We start from the raw sequence: 19560 nt of genomic DNA on the forward strand, positions 1-19560 counted from the left end.
AGCCCCTTTGAATGGGGGAGAGTGAGAGGAGGGGCGATATGAACATCGGATCTGTATTTCGTGGATTACTTGGAGATGTGAAGGCTGGAGAGGCTAAAAAACTTGATATGCAGCCAGGTCAGGTCGTACGAGGAGTCGTGCTAAAGGTGTCTGAGGACGGCGGTGAGGCTGTGTTGCAAATACAAGGTTCTCAGGTCAGGGCAAAGCTGGAGACCCCTCTTCAACCTGGACAGACTACAACGTTTCAGGTTCAACCGGCTTCCCCCAGCGGAATGACGGTGCTTAAGCCTCTGAACGATGTGGCCAATACACCACAGCAAACCGTAGCGCTGACAGATGTATTGGAATCGGTGGGACTGCCGGATACAGCTCAGAACAGGGAGCTTATACAGGCAATGCAAAAGAATGGTGTGCCGTTGACGTCGGAAAATGCGTCTTCTTTGCGAGAAGCTATGGCGAAGCAAAGCGGCAATGTACAATTGGGAACGTTTGTGCAGGCGGCGGCAGTTGCCTTTCAACGGGGACTTCCATTGACGGCAGAAAGCATAAACGGATTGCGTCAAGCGATGTTTGGGCCTCCTTTAAATGATCTGTTGTCTTCGCTGGAGCAAGAGCTTGAAACGGTATTAAAACAGCAAGCACAGGGAATATCCACTGATCGTTCAGTGGGGGAATCGACAGCTATAAAGAACGCTGACCGAATGTCTGCTAGTCCAACAGGTGCTTCTTCTGTGGTGGTAGATGGACAGGAAGGCCAAGCTCCTACATTGTCCAAGGATGCTTCTGCCGCTGCAAAGCAGACAGAAGCTGGACAAACCACAGGCGGCAAGGAATTTTTAAAAGGGACTCAAGCAGCCAACCTTGCTGCAGCAGCGAGTGCTTTGGCAACAGATTCAGATACTGCGACGGGGGCTGCATCTGCAGCCAAAGGGACTGCTCCAGGAGAATCGGAGGCAGCCAATGGACGCGGAGCGACAGTGGCATCGGAAGCTGGTGTAAATGCGCCAGAATCGAGTGCTGATGCATTAAATGGTCCCCGCACCAGAGTGGAGCAGTCACAGTCACAGCAAGCTACTGCGGCAAGCACACAGCTTAAGGATACGGATGGCGCTCCAGCGGCTGCCACGGCAGAGCCTGCGGGGACAAAGCCCGCCTTAACCGCAGCCACGGCTGACCGTCTCTCCGCACAGCAGGCTGGTGCCCCTGTGCCGCAATCCACAGCAGGCAACACTGCTGCGCCAGAGGTGCCGCTCCAGCGGCTGCGCACGCTGTTGCAAGAGCTACGCGCGGCGGTGCCGCCCGCACTGAGCACGGCAGCCCCAGAGCAGCCCGCAGCGGAAGTGGCGCAGCGGGCGGCTGGCGCCTCGCGGGCCGCAGACGCCGCTGCATCGCAGCCTGTGGCGTCCAGCCCGCAGCTCACCCCCACGGAAGACCCGTGGGTGGGCCGCGTACTGAAGCTGCTCGGTGCAGAGCACGAGCAGCAAGTGCACCGCGCGACTACACAGGTCGCGCAAGGGGCGGCGGCACGTATGGAGCCGCCAGAGGGAATGCCCCAGACGCTGCCGGGATTAGCGGCTGCGTCTGGGGACACGGTGTCAGCAGACGCAGACACCGTAAAAGGGGCACTGCTCCAGCTGATGAGCAGTGACGACCTGCCGCCCGCTTTGAAAGAGGCGGCTCAGCAGGTTGTACAGCACCTGACAGGTCAGCAGTTGCTGCTCAATACAGACCGAACGGCGCCTTTTGCACAAGTACACATGTTTATACCATTCGTTGGACCGGACGGTCGCGAAACAGCTACGATCCAGATTCAGTCCCGCCGCGGCAAACGGGGAGAGCTGGACGCCTCCAACTGTCGTCTTTGGTTTGATTTGGACATGAAGGGACTTGGACCGACCCTGGTAGATGTCCAGGTTGTAGATCGGATTGTAAGTGTCAAGCTCCATAATGATCATGAATGGGCGGCTTCGTTGTTAACCAGTGGGCGTGAGTCCATTCACACAGCGTTGGAGTCACTAGGATACCAGCTTCTATCGCTTCGTACCGAGCCCATGCCCATAAGGACTGAACAGAACAGCCTCGCCTCTTCTGAAGTACAAAGCTATGTGCCTCAGCCGTATAAAGGAGTCGATCTTAAAATATGAAAGAGCCGTTGGAACCTCCTTCTCCTTCCATAAAGAAGGCGGTCGCCCTTAAATATACGCCTGGTGAGAGCGAAGCACCGATTGTCGTTGCCAAAGGGAGCGGCCGTATTGCGGATAGCATTTTAGAAAAAGCTAAAGAACATGGTGTTCCAGTACAGGAGGATGCTGCGCTGGTAGAAGTACTGTCCAAACTTGATTTGGACGAACAAATCCCTGCTGAGCTCTATCAGTTGGTGGCAGAGGTGCTTACCTATATATATCAAATGGATCGGCTTGCTTCAAGGGATGACTGGTGATGTGGAATGAAATGAAGGCTGGAGGCAAGGATCAACGGAAAGCCAAAGGAGCGATGGGCGAAGAGGTAGCGGCTTTGTTTTTAGAAAACTTGGGTTACCGTATCATAGAGCGTAATTGGCGATGCCGCAGTGGTGAAATAGATCTGATTGCCAAGCAGGAGCATACACTTGTGTTTATTGAGGTGCGTAGTCGAAGTAGCTCCAAATATGGAACGCCAGCAGAATCAGTTACTGCACGTAAAATAGCCCAAGTTCGCCAAACAGCCGCTGTGTATTTGCATATGAACGGGATTGGAGATGCTCCCATCCGCTTTGACATGGTTTCTGTACAATTAACTGACGAAAAGGCAGTTGTTACGGACCATTTAATAGGCGCATTTTAAAAGAGTAAGAGCTTTTTCGAAGCTAAGAGTGCGGGACTGAATTCATATGTACAGGTTGACAGGAAGGAAAGCTACAGGTATATTTTATTGAGAATAGTTATCATTTTCATCTGAAAATGAATATCGAGAAGTTGTACCTGTGAAGGAGGATTTACGTGACAAAGCAAACCTTTAGTGAACATGTCATAGATGTAATTCAGGAACGCCGGACAATTAAACGATTTAAATCCGACTCCATTCCGGTAGATACGATCAAAGAACTGCTGGACGTCGCTGTGTGGGCTCCTAATCATAAAATGCGTGAACCGTGGCGTTTTCTGTTGTTTGCTGGTGAAGGACGGAAAAAGCTTGCAAAAGCAATTGCAGCCGATATCGGTAAGGACAACAAGTTTGAGAGCGGCATTTTGCACAACCCGATCCAGCTTTTAGTAGTGCTGGAAGAAGACCCGCGTCAAGCGGTTTGGGATGAGGATTTTGCAGCGGTCAGCGCGCTTGTACAAAACTTTATGCTTGCCGCATGGAGCAAAGGAATCGGAACGTTTTGGGTGACAAAGCCATTTTTGTATTCGCCTAAGTTCCGTGAGCACTTGGGAATTCAACCGGGTGAGAAGGTAATAGGAATGATATATGCAGGCTATCCTGACGTTATCCCGGAATCAAGACCACGTACTCCCGCAGCCGATAAGCTGACCTTGTTTGACAAATAATCTGTCGTCAGATAAACTTAGTCAAGAATTTTGAAAGCATAGTTCGAAGCTAAAATTTCGAACATTACATTTGCAAAGAATGAAAATTTGGAAGCACCTTTTTTCATATATGCAATGATTCCCGAGAGGGAGCATTCCAATATGAGGAGAGGTGCTTTTTGATATGTATGGAAAATTACACGGAGCTTGTCTGTATGGAATAGATGGCGTTCTGATTGAAGTTGAGATTGATTTGTCCAATGGCTTGCCTCAGACAGCGATTATAGGATTGCCGGATTCGGCGATTCGAGAGGCAGTGGAGCGTGTCAGAGCAGCAATTAAAAACTGTGGCTTTAAATATCCGTCCCAGCGTGTCACGATTAATTTAGCTCCTGCTGATTTGCGTAAGGAAGGTTCATCTTTTGACCTTGCTATCGCTTTAGGGTTGCTGACAACCAGTGAACAGGTCGTTTTACCCGTGGGAGAACGGACGCTGTTTATTGGCGAGCTGGCGCTGGATGGCAGTATTCGCCCTGTAAATGGGGTGCTGTCCATGGTTGATCTGGCCAAGCGAGAAGGATTCAACTCCGTGCTGCTTCCCCAGGAAAACGCAAGCGAGGCTCGTCTGATTACGGGGATACGTATTTACGCTATACGTCATCTAGCAGATCTTATCCCGATTGAAGATCGTGCACAAGGGACTGTTGATAGGCAAGCGACAAATCAGAGTTGTACTGCCAGTAAACAAGTCATGATCTGTTCCTATGGCCATTTACCTCAGGCAGAGCATTTACCGTTGTGTGAGAAAGAAGAGATAACTAGCAACATGGAGGATTACAGCGATGTGCTGGGTCAGCTGCACGCCAAGCGTGCGTTAGTCATCGCTGCAGCCGGAATGCATAATATCCTGCTTATGGGACCGCCGGGGGCTGGGAAAACCATGCTCATCCGCAGGTTGCCATCTATCCTTCCGCCTTTGACTGAAAAGGAGGCGCTTGAAGTCACCAAAGTATACAGCGCTGCCGGGAAGTGGAAGGAGTCATCGCCTCATCTGATGAATATTCGTCCCTTCCGTTCGCCTCATCATACGATCTCTGCTGCTGGTTTGGTGGGTGGGGGAGGTATACCCAAACCAGGAGAAATCAGTCTTGCACACCGGGGGATTTTATTTCTGGATGAGTTGCCTGAGTTTAGCCGTCATGTACTAGAAGTGCTGCGCCAACCATTGGAAGACCACAATGTTACGATCAGTCGTTCACGTGCTGTTTTTAAGTATCCGGCGCATTTTTTACTTGCTGCCTCTTTAAATCCGTGTCACTGTGGCTTTTTCGGAAATGATACGGAACATCAGCGCTGTACCTGTTCACCTGCAGCAGTAGCTCGCTACCGTTCACGTATTTCCGGTCCACTGCTGGATCGGATTGATCTTCAGCTTGAAGTATCGCAGCCGAAGGATTGGCGGGAGGAAAAAGAATCATTGTCATCCGCTGAAATGCGAAGGCAGGTGCTGGCTGCTCAAGCGATACAAATCCACAGATATAGCAAGCTTCCCTTTTCATGGAATAGTGAGCTGTCCGGTCAGATGCTTCGTAAATATGCCATATTAGAAAAAAATGCAGCGGACTTGCTTGATCAGACAATGGACGCACTCGGTTTAAGCATGCGTGCGTATGATCGAATTCTCAAGCTTTCGCGTACCATTGCAGACTTACATGACTCAGAGAAAATTTTGACTTCACATGTGGCTGAAGCTATTCAATACCGCCATATGGATAGAGCAAATGCCAGTTTTCCCGAAAGTTAAAAAGCAATAAAACTAGTAGTTATAACACGATCATTTTTATAAAAGAGTTTTTCCAAAGGGTATGTACAATAGAAAATGGAAAAAAGGACAAAAAAAGCTCCAGACAATAAAGATCTGGAGAAGAAAAATAAGATTATGACAATAGTGATTATACTATGAGTATATCAGTTTCGTATATACGATTATGCAGCATCTCCCATGTTACTTGATGGAAAAAAATAAACAGTCTTTAACGAAGGGATAGCTGAAAGGATAATAAGCCCCTCGACAAAAAACGATTGAGGGGCTTGTTGTGAAATTCATTCTAACGAAACTATTGAATCCATGAAGAGAGATGGAGATTCCCCCTACATGTGCTAAAGAAAATTTAAGTTACAAAACGTTCAGTTTCACTTCAATATTACCGCGGGTAGCACGGGAGTATGGACATTGTTCATGTGCGCCTTCCACGAGCTTTACTGCGGTTTCATGATCGACGCCTTTTACCAATACATCGAGGTTTACTCCAATTCCGAAGCCGCCGTCTTCCACTTTGCCGAAATGGACCGTAGCTGTTACTTCAGTACCTTCATGCTTAACACGTTGCATGCGAGCAACCATATTTAAGGCACTGTCAAAGCAAGCGGAATAGCCTGCTGCGAACAATTGCTCTGGATTTGTACCTGCACCGCCTGCGCCGCCCATTTCTTTTGGGGTATCAATATCTAAACGAAGTTCAGGGGAAGAAGACTCGATATAACCGTTACGTCCACCAACCGCTTTTACTGTTGTTTCATACATTTTTTGTTGAATGGTCATCATAATCCAATCACTGCCTCTCGCTCAATTTATATTTTACACAATTTAATTTATCAAAATAATTATAGTTTGTAAAGTATTTTGTGCAATTAGCATGTATTTTATTATATAATGTGCTAAAATAATGACGAAAGTAGGTGATCAGACAGCATGGAAAACAACCCTAATGAAGGTACAGCGTTAAAACTTGATAATCAGTTATGCTTTGCCATATATGCATGCTCCAGAGAGATTACGAAGCTATACCAGCCTTATCTGGAAAAGCTCGGTGTGACGTACTCGCAATATTTGGTACTTATCGTGCTCTGGGAGCGTGAAGAGTGTACAGTGAAGGAATTGGGTGAGGCACTATATTTGGACTCCGGCACACTAACTCCGCTATTGAAGAGATTGCAGAACGCCGGGCTGATCGATCGAAAGCGTTCCACTCAGGATGAGCGTAAGGTGCTGATTTCTTTGACGACAGAGGGAAGCGCATTGCGGGAAAAAGCTCTATCTGTACCAGGATGCATCCAGGAAAAAACAAGTATGACTCATGATCAATTTGGGTCGCTTCTGCTCCAGTTCAATGATCTGCTTGACCGTGTTCATCAAGCGAATGTACAAATTGAAAAATCATAAGGTATTTTCAGTTGCTCTTGCGAATCTTATGGCATGAGTTGTTCTCAGCTGAAAGTATTAATGCTTGAAGAAATAAAGTGCCTCTTAATGCGGATTAGGTAGTCCCATTTGCAGAGGTGCTTTTTTTGTGTGAATTTGTATTAATGGTAATATCCAATAATATCCAAGCATTCGATTTTGGGAATGATAATGATATCAAAATACTGTAATTCATGAGGTTAAATTATAAGGAAAGCGTTTTAAAAACATGTTACAATGATGTAGGTTTAGTATAGATTTCCTTGTGAACCGCCCTTGTTGCAGTCATGTTGATAGGAGGATTCCAGAATGAATATCCATGAATATCAGGGTAAAGAAGTATTAAAGCAGTACGGAGTGGCTGTACCGAACGGTAAGGTTGCCTATACGGTGGAGGAAGCCGTTGCTGCGGCAGAATCGCTTGGAAGCGCTGTTACGGTGGTAAAAGCACAAATACATGCTGGTGGACGCGGTAAAGCGGGTGGCGTGAAAGTTGCCAAAGGTTTGGATGAGGTGCGGACTTTTGCTTCTGAAATTTTGGGTAAGGTACTGGTGACGCATCAGACCGGACCTGAAGGTAAAGAGGTCAAACGCCTTTTGGTTGAGGAAGGCTGCGATATTCGTAAAGAATATTACGTCGGCGTTGTCGTAGATCGTGCGACTGGACGTATCGTAATGATGGCCTCAGAAGAAGGCGGTACGGAAATCGAAGAGGTGGCTGCAGCCACTCCGGAGAAGATTTTTAAAGCGGTTGTTGATCCAGCGATTGGGCTTCAGGTGTATCAGGCCCGTAAGTTGGCGTATGACATTAATATTCCTAATGAACTGGTAAACAAAGCGGTCAAGTTTATGCTGGCGCTATACGAAGCTTTTGTGGACAAGGACTGTTCGATTGCAGAAATCAATCCCTTAGTCGTTACGGGTGATGGGAATGTACTGGCGTTGGATGCCAAACTGAATTTTGATTCTAATGCGTTGTTCCGTCATAAGGATATTTTGGAATTGCGTGATTTGGATGAAGAGGATGAGAAGGAAATTGAGGCATCTAAATACGATCTAAGCTATATCGCTCTGGACGGAAATATTGGCTGTATGGTCAATGGTGCGGGTTTGGCGATGGCAACCATGGATATTATTAAATATTACGGTGGCGATCCGGCCAACTTCCTAGACGTAGGGGGCGGTGCGACGACGGAAAAGGTAACCGAAGCGTTCAAAATCATTTTGTCCGATCCGAAGGTAGAAGGTATTTTCGTGAACATTTTCGGCGGAATTATGCAGTGTGACATCATTGCGAACGGCGTCGTGGAGGCTGCCAAACAGTTGGGGCTGACTCGTCCGCTTGTTGTCCGTCTTGAAGGTACGAATGTTGAGCTCGGCAAACAGATTTTAGCGGAATCCGGTTTGAATATCGTGGCAGCCGATTCCATGGCGGATGGCGCCCAAAAAATCGTCGAACTTGTTCAATAGCCTGTTTGCATTCCGATATGCCGAATAAACGATAGGGGATGTGAAGATCGTGAGTATTTTGGTCGATAAGCATACAAAGGTGATTACACAGGGGATTACGGGAAAAACGGCGTTGTTTCATGCCAAGGGTGCACTTGATTACGGTACACAAATGGTAGGTGGCACCTCTCCAGGTAAGGGAGGCACCGAGGTAGAAATTACACTGGAGAACGGACAACAGGTCAAATTGCCGGTGTTTAATACAGTGAGCGAAGCCAAGGAAGCTACTGGCGCTACAGCGAGCGTGATTTACGTGCCACCAGCTTTTGCCGCAGATTCCATTTTGGAGGCTGTAGATTCGGAATTAGATCTCGTGATTTGTATCACGGAGGGCATTCCGGTGCTTGATATGATCAGGGTCAAACGTTTTATGGAAGGTAAAAAGACCGTTCTGATTGGCCCTAACTGCCCGGGCGTTATTACGCCAGGAGAATGTAAAATCGGTATTATGCCAGGTTACATTCATCTACCAGGTCATGTAGGCGTTGTGTCACGTAGTGGTACTTTGACCTATGAAGCAGTGCATCAGTTAACGACCCGAGGTATAGGACAATCTTCTGCGGTTGGTATTGGCGGTGACCCCGTTAAAGGTTCAGAATTCATTGATATTTTGCAACGCTTCAATGAGGACCCCAACACTCATGCTGTCATTATGATCGGAGAAATTGGTGGTACAGCCGAGGAAGAGGCTGCCGAGTGGATCAGGGATAATATGACGAAGCCAGTGGTTGGTTTTATCGGCGGTGTGACTGCGCCTCCAGGCAAACGGATGGGGCATGCAGGTGCCATTATTTCTGGTGGAAAAGGAACGGCCAAAGAGAAAATTGCCACGCTTGAAGCCTGTGGGATCAAGGTGGCACCGACTCCTTCCGAAATGGGCTCGACACTGGTAAGTGTGCTGGAAGCACGTGGTATTTTGAATTTGTGTACGACACATTAAATCGTGTTTCTTCATTAATATACAGGCCATAAAACTGCATCGAAATTTGCCGCAGGCTAGTGTATAATGAAAGAAAGGTAAGCAACCTTTTTATCTTCTGAAACAGGGGATGAAAAGGTTGCTTTTTTTGCGTTAAGACAGGCTTGTCAGGGAAACGCTTGCAAAATGATTCATTGTGCCACAAAATAAGGGAGGGTTCACTCTTCCGTGAATGGGGGAACCATAGTTTGGAAGAAAGATGGCTTTTGTTAGGCTTACATGAGTTAGAGGGAATCGGAAGAAAAACAATTCAGCGTATTTGGTCGAGTGACTATCAATTGCATGAGCTACTGCATTTTAGCGAACAGAAGTGGATCGAGATAGGGTTAAGCCCTGCTCAGGCACGCATTGCGGCTCAGTGTTATGATGAAGAATGGGTGCATGAACGATATCAGCGAGTTCAATCCGGTGATATTGGAACGGTAACTTATGTGGACGAGGATTATCCCCTATTAATGAAGGAAACAGTTGACCCACCTTGGGTAATGTATACAAAAGGGGATAAATCACTTTTGCATACATGTTCTATAGCCATGGTAGGAACCCGCGTTCCCACCGCTTATGGACGTAGAGCAGCGGAGATACTAACAGAGGGATTATGTAATGCAGGGATTACAATCGTTAGCGGATTGGCGAGAGGGATTGACAGTATTTGTCACGAAACAGCCCTGCGTCGGGGAGGAAACACGATTGGTGTACTGGGAACAGCGATTGATCAAATTTATCCTCCCCAAAATGCGTCTTTATTTGCAGAGATGGCTAGCAATGGCTTGATCTTATCAGAGTATCCTCCAGGCACAAGGTCGCATCCAGGAATGTTTCCACAACGTAATCGGATTATAGCCGGTCTAACGAAGGGAACGCTTGTTGTCGAAGCAGATGCAAGAAGCGGCTCCTTGATTACCGCTGATGCTGCACTGGAGGCAAATCGAGATGTGTTTGCTGTTCCCGGACCCATTACGTCACCGAAGAGTAGAGGTACGCTGAGCTTGATTAAGCAAGGGGCAAAAACGGTCACTGAAGCTTCGGATATTATTGAGGAGTATGAAGCAGATTTGCGTACAAGGGAGGTTTCTTCATACAATAGAGAGCAGAGTCTTAATCTGAAGGAGGTCTCCAAAGTGCCAGAAAGTGAGACTTCTGAGGAAAACCGTGTCATACTGTTGCTTGAACAGGGAACCATGACACTGGATGAACTGCTTGATGCTACGGCATGGGATTTTGGACTTTTACACGCAGTTCTGTTATCGTTAATCATAAAAAAAAGGATCGCCCAGCTAGCGGGCACAAAATACAAGCTTATTTAGTAGTTGTTTTTGCAAAGTCCTTAGTTAGTAAATGCACAAATTCAATTTTAAACATCAGGTGGAGGGCAGTATGGCATTCATCCGCGTCGCGGATTCCTACTCCTTCCCCACTTCCTGAAATGTGTTGACATTATGACTCGCAGCAGCGGAGCAGATGGAATTTTTCTGAAGAATCTCAGCGATCCGGAAGAATGACCAATCTGTGAAGCTCTCTATCGCGTCATAACTCACCACATTTCAGGAAGTCTATCATATTCATGTGTGTAATTGAGAGGAGGAAGAGCCTATGGCGGATTCACTCGTCATCGTGGAATCGCCTTCCAAGGCGAAGACGATCGGCAAATACTTAGGCAGCAAATATATCGTCAAGGCTTCCATGGGTCATATCAGGGATTTACCGAAGAGTCAGATCGGCGTAGAGGTCGAAAATGATTTTAATCCCAAATACATTACCATTCGAGGTAAAGGCTCAATTCTAAAAGAATTAAAGGATGCCCGAAAAAAAGTAAAAAAAGTATATCTGGCGGCTGACCCGGATCGCGAAGGTGAAGCTATTGCCTGGCATCTGGCGCATGCGCTGGAACTGGACGATACAGCAGATTGCCGTGTTGTATTTAATGAAATTACGAAGCAGGCTGTCAAAGATGCTTTTAAAACACCCCGTAAAATCAATATGGATTTGGTCAATGCTCAGCAGGCACGACGGATACTGGATCGACTTGTTGGCTACAAAATCAGCCCGTTGCTCTGGAAAAAGGTGAAAAAGGGCCTATCCGCTGGGCGTGTGCAGTCGGTTGCGGTGAAAATTATTTTGGACCGGGAAAACGAGATCAATGAGTTTGTACCGGAAGAATACTGGACGATTACAGCTAAACTAGCTATTAAAGACAGTACCTTTGAAGCGAAATTTCATAAGCTGCGCGGTGAAAAGAAAGAACTCTCTAGCGAAGCGGATGTACAAGAAGTGTTAGAAGCTATCGGAAAATCGTCCTACAAGGTACGCGATGTTAAAGAGAAAGAGCGTTTACGCAATCCTTCTCCTCCATTCACAACAAGTTCCTTGCAGCAGGAGGCGGCTCGGAAGCTCAACTTCCGTGCATCTAAAACGATGTCTGTAGCTCAGCAGCTATATGAGGGTGTGGATTTAGGTAAAGAAGGGACCGTGGGTCTGATTACGTATATGCGTACGGATTCCACACGGATCGCCGCTTCAGCTCAAGAGGAAGCGAAAGAATTAATTATTCAAAAATATGGCGAAGCTTTTGTACCTGAAACTCCTCGTCAATATTCAAAAAAAGCGGCCAACGCCCAGGATGCGCATGAAGCGATTCGTCCAACCTCTGCGTTACGCGATCCGGAAACAGTTAAGCCGTTTATGAGTCGGGATCAGTTCCGTTTGTACAAATTGGTATGGGAACGTTTCATGGCCAGCCAGATGGCTTCTGCTATTATGGATACTTTGTCCGTAGATATTGAAGCGGGTGAGACGATATTCCGGGCAGCAGGTTCTAAGGTCCGTTTTCCAGGTTTCATGAAAGTGTATGTAGAGGGAAATGACGACGGTAAAACCGAAGAAGATAAACTGCTGCCACCACTTCATCCAGGCGATAAATTAAAAAAAGAAGCGGTTGAGCCGAAGCAGCATTTTACACAACCGCCTCCCCGTTATACGGAAGCGCGACTGGTGAAGACGCTGGAAGAACTGGGTATAGGACGTCCAAGTACGTATGCACCAACGCTGGAAACCATTCAGAAACGTGGGTACGTTGCTATTGAAGAGAAGAAGTTTTTCCCTACAGAGCTGGGCGAATTGGTCATCGAACAGATGGAGGAGTTCTTCCCAGAGATTCTGAATGTGGAGTTTACAGCTAATATGGAAGGTGATCTTGACCACGTCGAAGAAGGCGAAGGTAATTGGGTCAAGGTGTTGAGTGACTTTTACGAGTCATTCGAGAAGCGACTTGAAGTGGCTGAAGAAGAAATGAAAGAAATTGAAATAAAAGATGAAGTATCCGATGTCATTTGTGATAAGTGTGGCAGCCAAATGGTGTATAAGCTTGGCCGATTTGGTAAATTCCTGGCCTGTTCTGCTTTTCCAGATTGCCGTAACACAAAGCCAATTGTTAAGGATATCGGGATTAATTGTCCTACATGCGGTGAGGGTCATGTCGTCGAACGACGGAGTAAAAAGGGACGTGTCTTCTATGGATGTGACCGCTACCCGGAATGTGATTTTGTTTCCTGGGATAAACCGTCCATTAAGCCTTGCCCAAGTTGCAGTAGCCTAATGGTCGAAAAACGTACAAAACAAGGAACGAAGCTCAACTGTACTGTCTGCGATCACAGCGAAATGCTGGAAGAGAGCGATGAGAGCGTAGAGACTTCTTAAGAACAACAATAGCAGGGGGATTTAAACGTGAGTGAACTACAAAAGGTAACGGTCATCGGAGCAGGTTTGGCGGGCAGCGAAGCTGCCTGGCAAATTGCAAGCCGTGGAGTGCCAGTTAAGTTGTATGAAATGAGGCCGGTTGTAAAAACACCAGCACATCATACAGATAAATTTGCCGAACTGGTATGCAGTAATTCCTTGCGGGCAAACGGCCTAACGAATGCAGTAGGCGTACTGAAGGAAGAGATGAGAATACTGAACTCCTTGATTCTGAGTGCAGCAGATCGTCATGCTGTTCCGGCTGGCGGTGCATTGGCAGTGGATCGTGACGGATTTTCCGGTCATATTACTGATACGCTTCATCAACACCCTTTGATCGAGGTTGTTAATGAAGAGCTTCAGGAAATCCCACAGGACGGTATTGTGGTCATTGCGACGGGGCCTTTAACTTCTCCAGCTTTGTCGGAACAGATTAAATCGCTGATGGGAGAGGAGTATTTTTATTTTTACGATGCGGCAGCCCCGATTGTAGAAAAGGACTCTATCGACATGAGCAAGGTTTATCTGGCTTCCCGTTATGATAAGGGAGAAGCAGCGTACTTGAATTGTCCGATGAACGAAGCGGAATTTGATGCTTTTTATGAGGCTCTGATTACGGCTGAGGTAGCGCAAGTCAAGGAATTCGAAAAAGAAATTTATTTCGAAGGCTGTATGCCCATCGAAGTGATGATGCAACGTGGGAAACAAACGGCATTGTTCGGACCGATGAAACCTGTGGGTCTCGTAAATCCACATACAGGTGAACTGCCCCACGCAGTTGTTCAGCTTCGGCAGGATAACGCCGCAGGAACGCTGTATAATCTGGTTGGTTTCCAGACTCACCTCAAATGGGGGGAGCAAAAGCGTGTATTTTCAATGATTCCGGGTCTTGAAGAGGCAGAGTTTGTACGTTACGGTGTGATGCATCGCAATACCTTTATTAATTCTCCGCAGCAACTTCATCCAACCTATCAGTTCAAGGGAAGAAGTAATCTATTCTTCGCCGGACAAATGACCGGTGTAGAGGGATATGTGGAGTCGGCGGCTTCTGGTCTGTTGGCCGGGATGAATGCGGCACGAGCAGCGCGTGGACAGGAAATGTTTGTATTTCCTGCAGAAACGACATTAGGCAGCATGGCACGGTATATTACGACCGCTGATTTTAAGCATTTTCAACCGATGAATGCAAACTTTGGTTTGCTTCCAAAGTTGGAGAAACGGATTCGTAACAAAAAGGAAAAAAATGAAGCTCTCGCTAATCGCGCGCTGGAAAGTTTGCATGGTTATATCAACGAAACGGGAGTTATGTCAGCTGAAGTACAGGCATAAGGATGAAGGAAAAGGAGGAGCGCGTTATGGATATGTCCTTTCATGCTACCACCATCTGCGCTGTACGCCACAATGGCAAAGGAGCTATTGCGGGTGATGGACAGGTAACGTTCGGCAACAGTGTTGTAATGAAGCAGACGGCAAAAAAAGTGCGCAGATTGTATCGTGGTCAGGTCGTTGCGGGATTCGCGGGTTCGGTGGCAGATGCTATCACGTTATTTGAAAAGTTCGAAAATAAGCTAGAGGAACACCACGGAAATCTTCAAAGAGCAGCCGTGGAACTGGCCAAGGACTGGCGTCAGGATCGTATTCTGCGCAAGCTGGAAGCGCTCATGATTGTGATGGACTCATCCGGAATGCTGCTCATTTCTGGAGGCGGCGAAATTATCGAGCCGGATGATGATGTGCTTGCGATTGGCTCAGGTGGTAATTTTGCATTGGCGGCTGCCCGTGCTTTCAAACGCCATGGCTCTGGCATGGAAGCAAAGGACATGGCACGGGAAGCGCTAGAGGTTGCTTCGGAAATATGTGTGTATACGAACAATCAGATTATCGTGGAAGAACTGTAAATCGGCTCTGAGTATTCAAGGGTGGAGGAGTGCAAAATGAATAATCAATCGTTGACGCCCAGACAAGTGGTATCCGAGCTGGATAAGTATATTGTCGGACAAAAGGAAGCTAAAAAATCTGTTGCTGTTGCCTTGCGTAACCGTTATCGGCGTAGTAAGCTGCCGGATGATATCCGGGATGAAATTGTGCCTAAAAATATTTTGATGATCGGACCGACAGGTGTGGGTAAAACTGAAATTGCACGTAGACTTGCACGGCTCGTGGGGGCTCCTTTTGTCAAGGTAGAGGCGACCAAATTTACAGAAGTGGGTTACGTCGGTCGTGATGTGGAATCCATGGTGCGTGATCTGATGGAAACCTCTATTCGCATCGTTAAGACGGAACGAACAGAGAATGTGAAGGACAAAGCGGAGGACATGGCAAATGAACGGATTGTCAGCATCCTTGTACCTGCAGAAAAGTCAAACAAATCGCAACGTAATCCCTTTGAAATGCTGTTTGGCAATAACACGGGAACTTCGGTAGAAGAAGAACCACCACAACAGGATGGATCTTTGGCGGAAAAGCGCCGTAAGGTTAAATTCGATCTGTTATCCGGTAAGCTTGAGGATGATGTCATAGAGATTGATGTGGAGGATACTGCACCCAATATGCTCGATATGTTTGCTGGGCAAGGGAATGAACAAATGGGTATGAATATGCAGGAGATGTTCGGAAGTTTTCTGCCCAAGCGGACGAAGAAGCGCAAGCTACCAGTCAAGGAAGCTCGCAAGGTGCTAATTCAAGATGAAGCTGCCAAATTGATCGATATGGATGATGTGATTCAGGAGTCTGTGAAGCGTGCTGAGCAATCCGGTATTATTTTTATTGATGAAATAGATAAGATTGCCAGCCAGGGTAAGGGGAGCGGCCCCGATGTGTCGAGAGAAGGCGTCCAGCGCGATATTTTACCTATTGTCGAGGGATCTACCATCATGACCAAATACGGTCCGGTAAGAACAGATTACATTCTGTTTATTGCTGCAGGAGCTTTTCATGTTGCAAAACCATCTGACCTGATCCCTGAGCTTCAGGGCCGTTTTCCAATCCGTGTGGAATTAAGTAGCCTGACTTTGGATGAGTTTGTGTCGATACTGACGGAGCCTAAAAATGCGCTGACCAAGCAATACACTGATCTACTCCGTACTGAGGAGATTGAAGTCGAATTTTCTGCGGAAGCGATCCGTGAGATTGCCAGCATTGCTGAGTCTGTAAATCGCAACACCGAAAATATTGGCGCACGTCGTTTGCATACCATTCTAGAAAAGCTGCTGGAGGATCTGTCGTTTGAAGCACCAGAGCTTACATTGGATCGTATGATCATTACCCCGGAATATGTACGTGAGAAGCTGGGAGATATTGCCCAAAACAGGGACCTTAGTCAGTATATTTTATGAATAGGGTTTCTAAAAATAGGGTGTGTGGTCCAGAATAACACTATCTTGCACCGTCGTTTAGACCTAGATAATGGTCAAGTTGATGATTTTTCTGTCTATTCCAAAAGTAGGACGTATAATCTTTTACAGGTGTAAAGTGCTAAGAAAACATTCATTTTCTTGAAATAAACCTGAAAAATTTAACATTTTATGCATCTAAAGCCCTCTTTTTTAAAAAAGATAGGGCTTTTTTCTTATTGTAATTAGGTCCCAACTCTACGAAACTTAGAATATATGACAGAAAGTTATTATTTTCTACTTAAGACCTAAAAGAAATGTATAATTATGAAATTTTATTGTCGAAAAAAAGTGAAAAATCTTGTTTTATTGAATCTTACTTTGGAGTAGACGCTGGGAGGGAGGAGCTAAATGAATCTGCTGGGTGATATGAGCTTTCAAAAGCTTCAGGCAGGTGTACAGGCGGCAAATACGAGACAACGTGTGATGGCGGACAATATATCCAATGCGGATACCCCGTATTTTAAGCGTTCGGAGGTTTCATTTGAAGAACTGCTTCAGCAGCAAATGGACGGTGATGTCACACCACTACGTGGAAAAGTAACCAATTCAAGACATTTTCAAATAGGACCTGTGAACTCCATTCCAGATGCCACGGTCACCAAAGATGGGTACTCAGTCATGAATAACAATATGAACAACGTAGATATCGACAGAGAAATGAGTCTTATGGCTGAAAATCAACTAAGATATAATACCTACATCCAAGAAATTAATGAGCGCATCAAAATGATGAGAACAGCGGTAGAAGGGAGATAGGACTAGGTGAAGATTAACAACGGCTTTGATATTAGTGCATCTGCTCTTACGGCCCAACGGTTGCGGATGGACGTTATATCTAGCAACATTGCCAACGCAGAGACAACTCGGGCGAAAGTAGAGAATGGACAAGCAGTTCCATATCGGAGAAAAACGGTTGTTTTGGAGCCGAACCAATCTGGCTTTGCCGATGTTTTAAAGGCTCAAATGGAAGGAAGTAGCACAAGCGCTGCTGGCGTTAAGGTTTCGCAAATTCAGGAAGATCAGTCACCTTTGAAGCCTGTGTACAATCCGGGTCACCCGGACGCTGATAAAGATGGCTATGTATATATGCCTAATGTAGACATTATGAAAGAAATGGTCGACATGATTTCCGCAACACGCTCATACGAAGCCAATGTAACAGCTCTGAATGCATCAAAGGCTATGGTTTCCAAAGCGCTTGAAATCGGTCGCTAAGTTCTAGGACTACTAACTACTTAATAGGGAGAGTAAAACATGATTCAGAACGCCATGTTTAATGTACAGACACCGGTAATACAGCAGATTCAATCGCCTAACAATGAGTTGACGAAAGCGACGCCTTCCGAATCCTTGAAGGATTTTGGTTCCTTCCTAAAGGATGCTCTCAATGAAGTAGGGCAGCAGGAAGCCGCTACGCACCAGATGTCCGACCAATTCATGGCAGGCAAAGTTGATGTAGATCAGGTCATGATCACTTCCCAACAAGCGCTGCTTTCCCTGCAGCTTACTACACAGGTCCGAAACAAAGCGATCGAAGCCTATCAGGAGATCATGCGTACACAGATGTAAAGAGGGTTTAGCAAAGTTTCGGATGGGGTGACGGAGTGAACGAGAGAATCGCCCAATATCGGGATAAGATTTCCGGGTATTGGAATAATTTCAGCAAAAAACAGAAGATATTACTTGTTTCGACATTAGCATTCATCATTATCGCCGTTGTAGTGCTAACGATGCAGTTTACTAAAACCGAGTATGAAGTGGCTTTCCGAGATTTAAATGCTAACGATGCAGCCGGAGTCATTAAATATCTCGATTCTGCGGGTATACCGTATCAACTTAATGCTGGTGGGACACAAATCTCAGTTCCAACCGCTAATGCGGATAAGGCGAAGGTAGATGTTGGGTCTCAAGGCCTGATTCAGAAGGGTTCAATCGGCATGAGTGCTTTTGACCAGTCCTCCTCTGCCATTGGTATGACGGAGAACGAGTTCAATGTGAAGTACAATAATGCATTGAACGGCGAAATACAGCAACTGTTGGAACGGATGGATGGTGTCCAAAGCTCCAAAGCTGTCATTAATATGCCAAAGGAAAACATTTTTGCCGGACTTGAAGAAAAGGACAAAGCCTCCGCTTCGATTCAAATGGAATTCGAGCCTGGCTTTACTCCAAATCAGCAAGCGATCGACGGATATTTTAATCTGGTAAAAACGGCCGTACCGAATCTGCCAGTGGAAAACATTACGATCACCAATAAGGAATATGAGTTGATTCCAACGGCCAAGGGCGGCCAAGGTGGGCTCACTAGTGGTGTTCAGGAAAACATGGCTCTACAGAAGAAGTTTGAGAGCGATGTAAGGAATAATGTTCAACAATTTTTGTCGAAAATTGTTGGAGACGACAAGGTAAATGTGCTGGTTATGTCCCAGCTAAATTTCGACAAAGTAACATCAAAGGAACAAATGGTCACACCTGTTGATCAAACGAAAATGAAGGGTATTGAAATTAGCGCCCAACAAATTCAGGAAAGCTATACGGGCAGTAGTGGACAAACCGGAGGAGTTGCAGGAACAGGAACACAGGATGTTCCAGGCTACCCTGGAGGAGCTAATTCCGGCAATACCAGCTCAGATAAGAGCTCAAGTACGATTAACTACGAAGTTAACCGAATTGCAAGGGATATTATCCAAAGTCCGTACACTGTAAAAGATTTAACCATTAATGTAGCAGTTGAACCACCAACAGGTCAGCAAACGTTGGATACTGCAACTCAGACAGCAATTCAAAATATTTTGGTTAATATTGTAAGAGCGTCGTTAGCGAATTCTGGTACTACTATTACAGACGCTGATTTGGCTAAGAAGGTTTCAGTGTTCTCACAAGCTGTTCCGGCGCCTGCGAGCACGAATACATTCTTCTCAGCTTCCAACCCTTGGCTATGGGGCATCGGAGCTGCTGTTCTGGCACTGCTGGCGGGTGTAATCTTCCTCATCGTACGCGGTCGTCGTAATCAGGAAGAAGAGTTGGATGAAGAATTGCAACTCATGCCAACGCCGACGGAGTTCCCGTCTATTACCATGGAAAGTGTGACAAATGAAAGTCAAGTGCGTAAACAGCTTGAAAGTCTGGCGAAAAAGAAACCCGACGAATTCGTCAATCTGCTTCGTACATGGCTGGCTGACGAATAGAGGT

18 protein-coding genes are annotated in these 19560 nt (G+C 46.3%); 17 read left to right on the plus strand and 1 reads right to left on the minus strand.

Annotated features, from left to right (window positions below):
- Nucleotides 1-38: 38 nt before the first annotated feature.
- The 5 genes from MKY24_RS09885 (at nt 39) to MKY24_RS09905 (ending at nt 5313) form a co-directional block, all read left to right on the plus strand.
- Nucleotides 39-2144 carry a DNA ligase gene (locus MKY24_RS09885; RefSeq protein ID WP_339201876.1) on the plus strand — a complete coding sequence of 702 codons (2106 nt, stop codon included), beginning with the start codon at nt 39-41 and terminating at the stop codon, nt 2142-2144.
- Nucleotides 2141-2440 carry an EscU/YscU/HrcU family type III secretion system export apparatus switch protein gene (locus MKY24_RS09890; protein WP_023988176.1) on the plus strand — a complete coding sequence of 100 codons (300 nt, stop codon included), beginning with the start codon at nt 2141-2143 and terminating at the stop codon, nt 2438-2440. Before MKY24_RS09885 ends, MKY24_RS09890 begins: the two co-directional genes overlap by 4 nt.
- A complete protein-coding gene (locus MKY24_RS09895; protein ID WP_279830974.1) occupies nt 2440-2823 on the plus strand; it encodes a YraN family protein in 384 nt (127 codons plus the stop codon). Before MKY24_RS09890 ends, MKY24_RS09895 begins: the two co-directional genes overlap by 1 nt.
- A 155-nt stretch (nt 2824-2978) precedes the next feature.
- A complete protein-coding gene (locus tag MKY24_RS09900) occupies nt 2979-3530 on the plus strand; it encodes a nitroreductase (RefSeq protein WP_023988178.1) in 552 nt (183 codons plus the stop codon).
- Between the two features lie 163 nt (nt 3531-3693).
- Nucleotides 3694-5313, plus strand: coding sequence for a YifB family Mg chelatase-like AAA ATPase (locus tag MKY24_RS09905; protein ID WP_339201877.1), 1620 nt, complete (start codon nt 3694-3696; stop codon nt 5311-5313).
- Nucleotides 5314-5685: 372 nt separating this feature from the next.
- Here MKY24_RS09905 and MKY24_RS09910 read toward each other — a convergent pair whose 3' ends face one another.
- Nucleotides 5686-6114 (minus strand): organic hydroperoxide resistance protein, encoded by a 429-nt coding sequence (locus MKY24_RS09910; RefSeq protein WP_013309874.1) that lies wholly within the window; start codon nt 6112-6114, stop codon nt 5686-5688.
- Nucleotides 6115-6261: 147 nt separating this feature from the next.
- Between MKY24_RS09910 and MKY24_RS09915 the strand changes: the two genes are divergently transcribed.
- The 12 genes from MKY24_RS09915 (at nt 6262) to fliF (ending at nt 19556) form a co-directional block, all read left to right on the plus strand.
- Nucleotides 6262-6732: a MarR family transcriptional regulator gene (locus MKY24_RS09915; RefSeq protein ID WP_023988180.1), complete on the plus strand. Its 471-nt coding sequence runs from the start codon at nt 6262-6264 to the stop codon at nt 6730-6732.
- Nucleotides 6733-7059: 327 nt separating this feature from the next.
- Complete coding sequence (gene sucC, locus MKY24_RS09920; protein ID WP_053325253.1) at nt 7060-8220, plus strand: ADP-forming succinate--CoA ligase subunit beta; 1161 nt, start codon at nt 7060-7062, stop codon at nt 8218-8220.
- A 49-nt stretch (nt 8221-8269) separates the two neighbouring features.
- Nucleotides 8270-9199, plus strand: a complete 930-nt coding sequence (gene sucD / locus MKY24_RS09925) for a succinate--CoA ligase subunit alpha (protein ID WP_069080947.1) — start codon at nt 8270-8272, stop codon at nt 9197-9199.
- Between the two features lie 227 nt (nt 9200-9426).
- On the plus strand, nt 9427-10545 hold the full coding sequence (dprA, locus tag MKY24_RS09930; protein WP_023988183.1) for a DNA-processing protein DprA: 1119 nt from the start codon (nt 9427-9429) through the stop codon (nt 10543-10545).
- A 286-nt stretch (nt 10546-10831) separates the two neighbouring features.
- Complete coding sequence (topA, locus tag MKY24_RS09935) at nt 10832-12934, plus strand: type I DNA topoisomerase (protein ID WP_053325254.1); 2103 nt, start codon at nt 10832-10834, stop codon at nt 12932-12934.
- Between the two features lie 27 nt (nt 12935-12961).
- A complete protein-coding gene (trmFO, locus tag MKY24_RS09940; RefSeq protein WP_023988185.1) occupies nt 12962-14302 on the plus strand; it encodes an FADH(2)-oxidizing methylenetetrahydrofolate--tRNA-(uracil(54)-C(5))-methyltransferase TrmFO in 1341 nt (446 codons plus the stop codon).
- Nucleotides 14303-14328: 26 nt separating this feature from the next.
- Nucleotides 14329-14871, plus strand: coding sequence for an ATP-dependent protease subunit HslV (hslV, locus tag MKY24_RS09945; protein WP_013309881.1), 543 nt, complete (start codon nt 14329-14331; stop codon nt 14869-14871).
- Nucleotides 14872-14907: 36 nt separating this feature from the next.
- On the plus strand, nt 14908-16308 hold the full coding sequence (gene hslU / locus MKY24_RS09950; protein WP_023988186.1) for an ATP-dependent protease ATPase subunit HslU: 1401 nt from the start codon (nt 14908-14910) through the stop codon (nt 16306-16308).
- 408 nt (nt 16309-16716) lie between these two features.
- Nucleotides 16717-17124, plus strand: coding sequence for a flagellar basal body rod protein FlgB (gene flgB, locus MKY24_RS09955; RefSeq protein WP_013309883.1), 408 nt, complete (start codon nt 16717-16719; stop codon nt 17122-17124).
- A 6-nt stretch (nt 17125-17130) separates the two neighbouring features.
- A complete protein-coding gene (gene flgC / locus MKY24_RS09960; RefSeq protein ID WP_013309884.1) occupies nt 17131-17583 on the plus strand; it encodes a flagellar basal body rod protein FlgC in 453 nt (150 codons plus the stop codon).
- A gap of 39 nt (nt 17584-17622) precedes the next feature.
- On the plus strand, nt 17623-17937 hold the full coding sequence (gene fliE / locus MKY24_RS09965) for a flagellar hook-basal body complex protein FliE (RefSeq protein ID WP_007430020.1): 315 nt from the start codon (nt 17623-17625) through the stop codon (nt 17935-17937).
- A 35-nt stretch (nt 17938-17972) separates the two neighbouring features.
- Nucleotides 17973-19556, plus strand: coding sequence for a flagellar basal-body MS-ring/collar protein FliF (gene fliF / locus MKY24_RS09970; protein WP_023988187.1), 1584 nt, complete (start codon nt 17973-17975; stop codon nt 19554-19556).
- Nucleotides 19557-19560 lie beyond the last annotated feature (4 nt).

The organism is Paenibacillus sp. FSL P2-0322 (assembly GCF_037975315.1).
In the GTDB taxonomy this organism is placed as follows: Bacteria; Bacillota; Bacilli; order Paenibacillales; family Paenibacillaceae; genus Paenibacillus; species Paenibacillus polymyxa_B.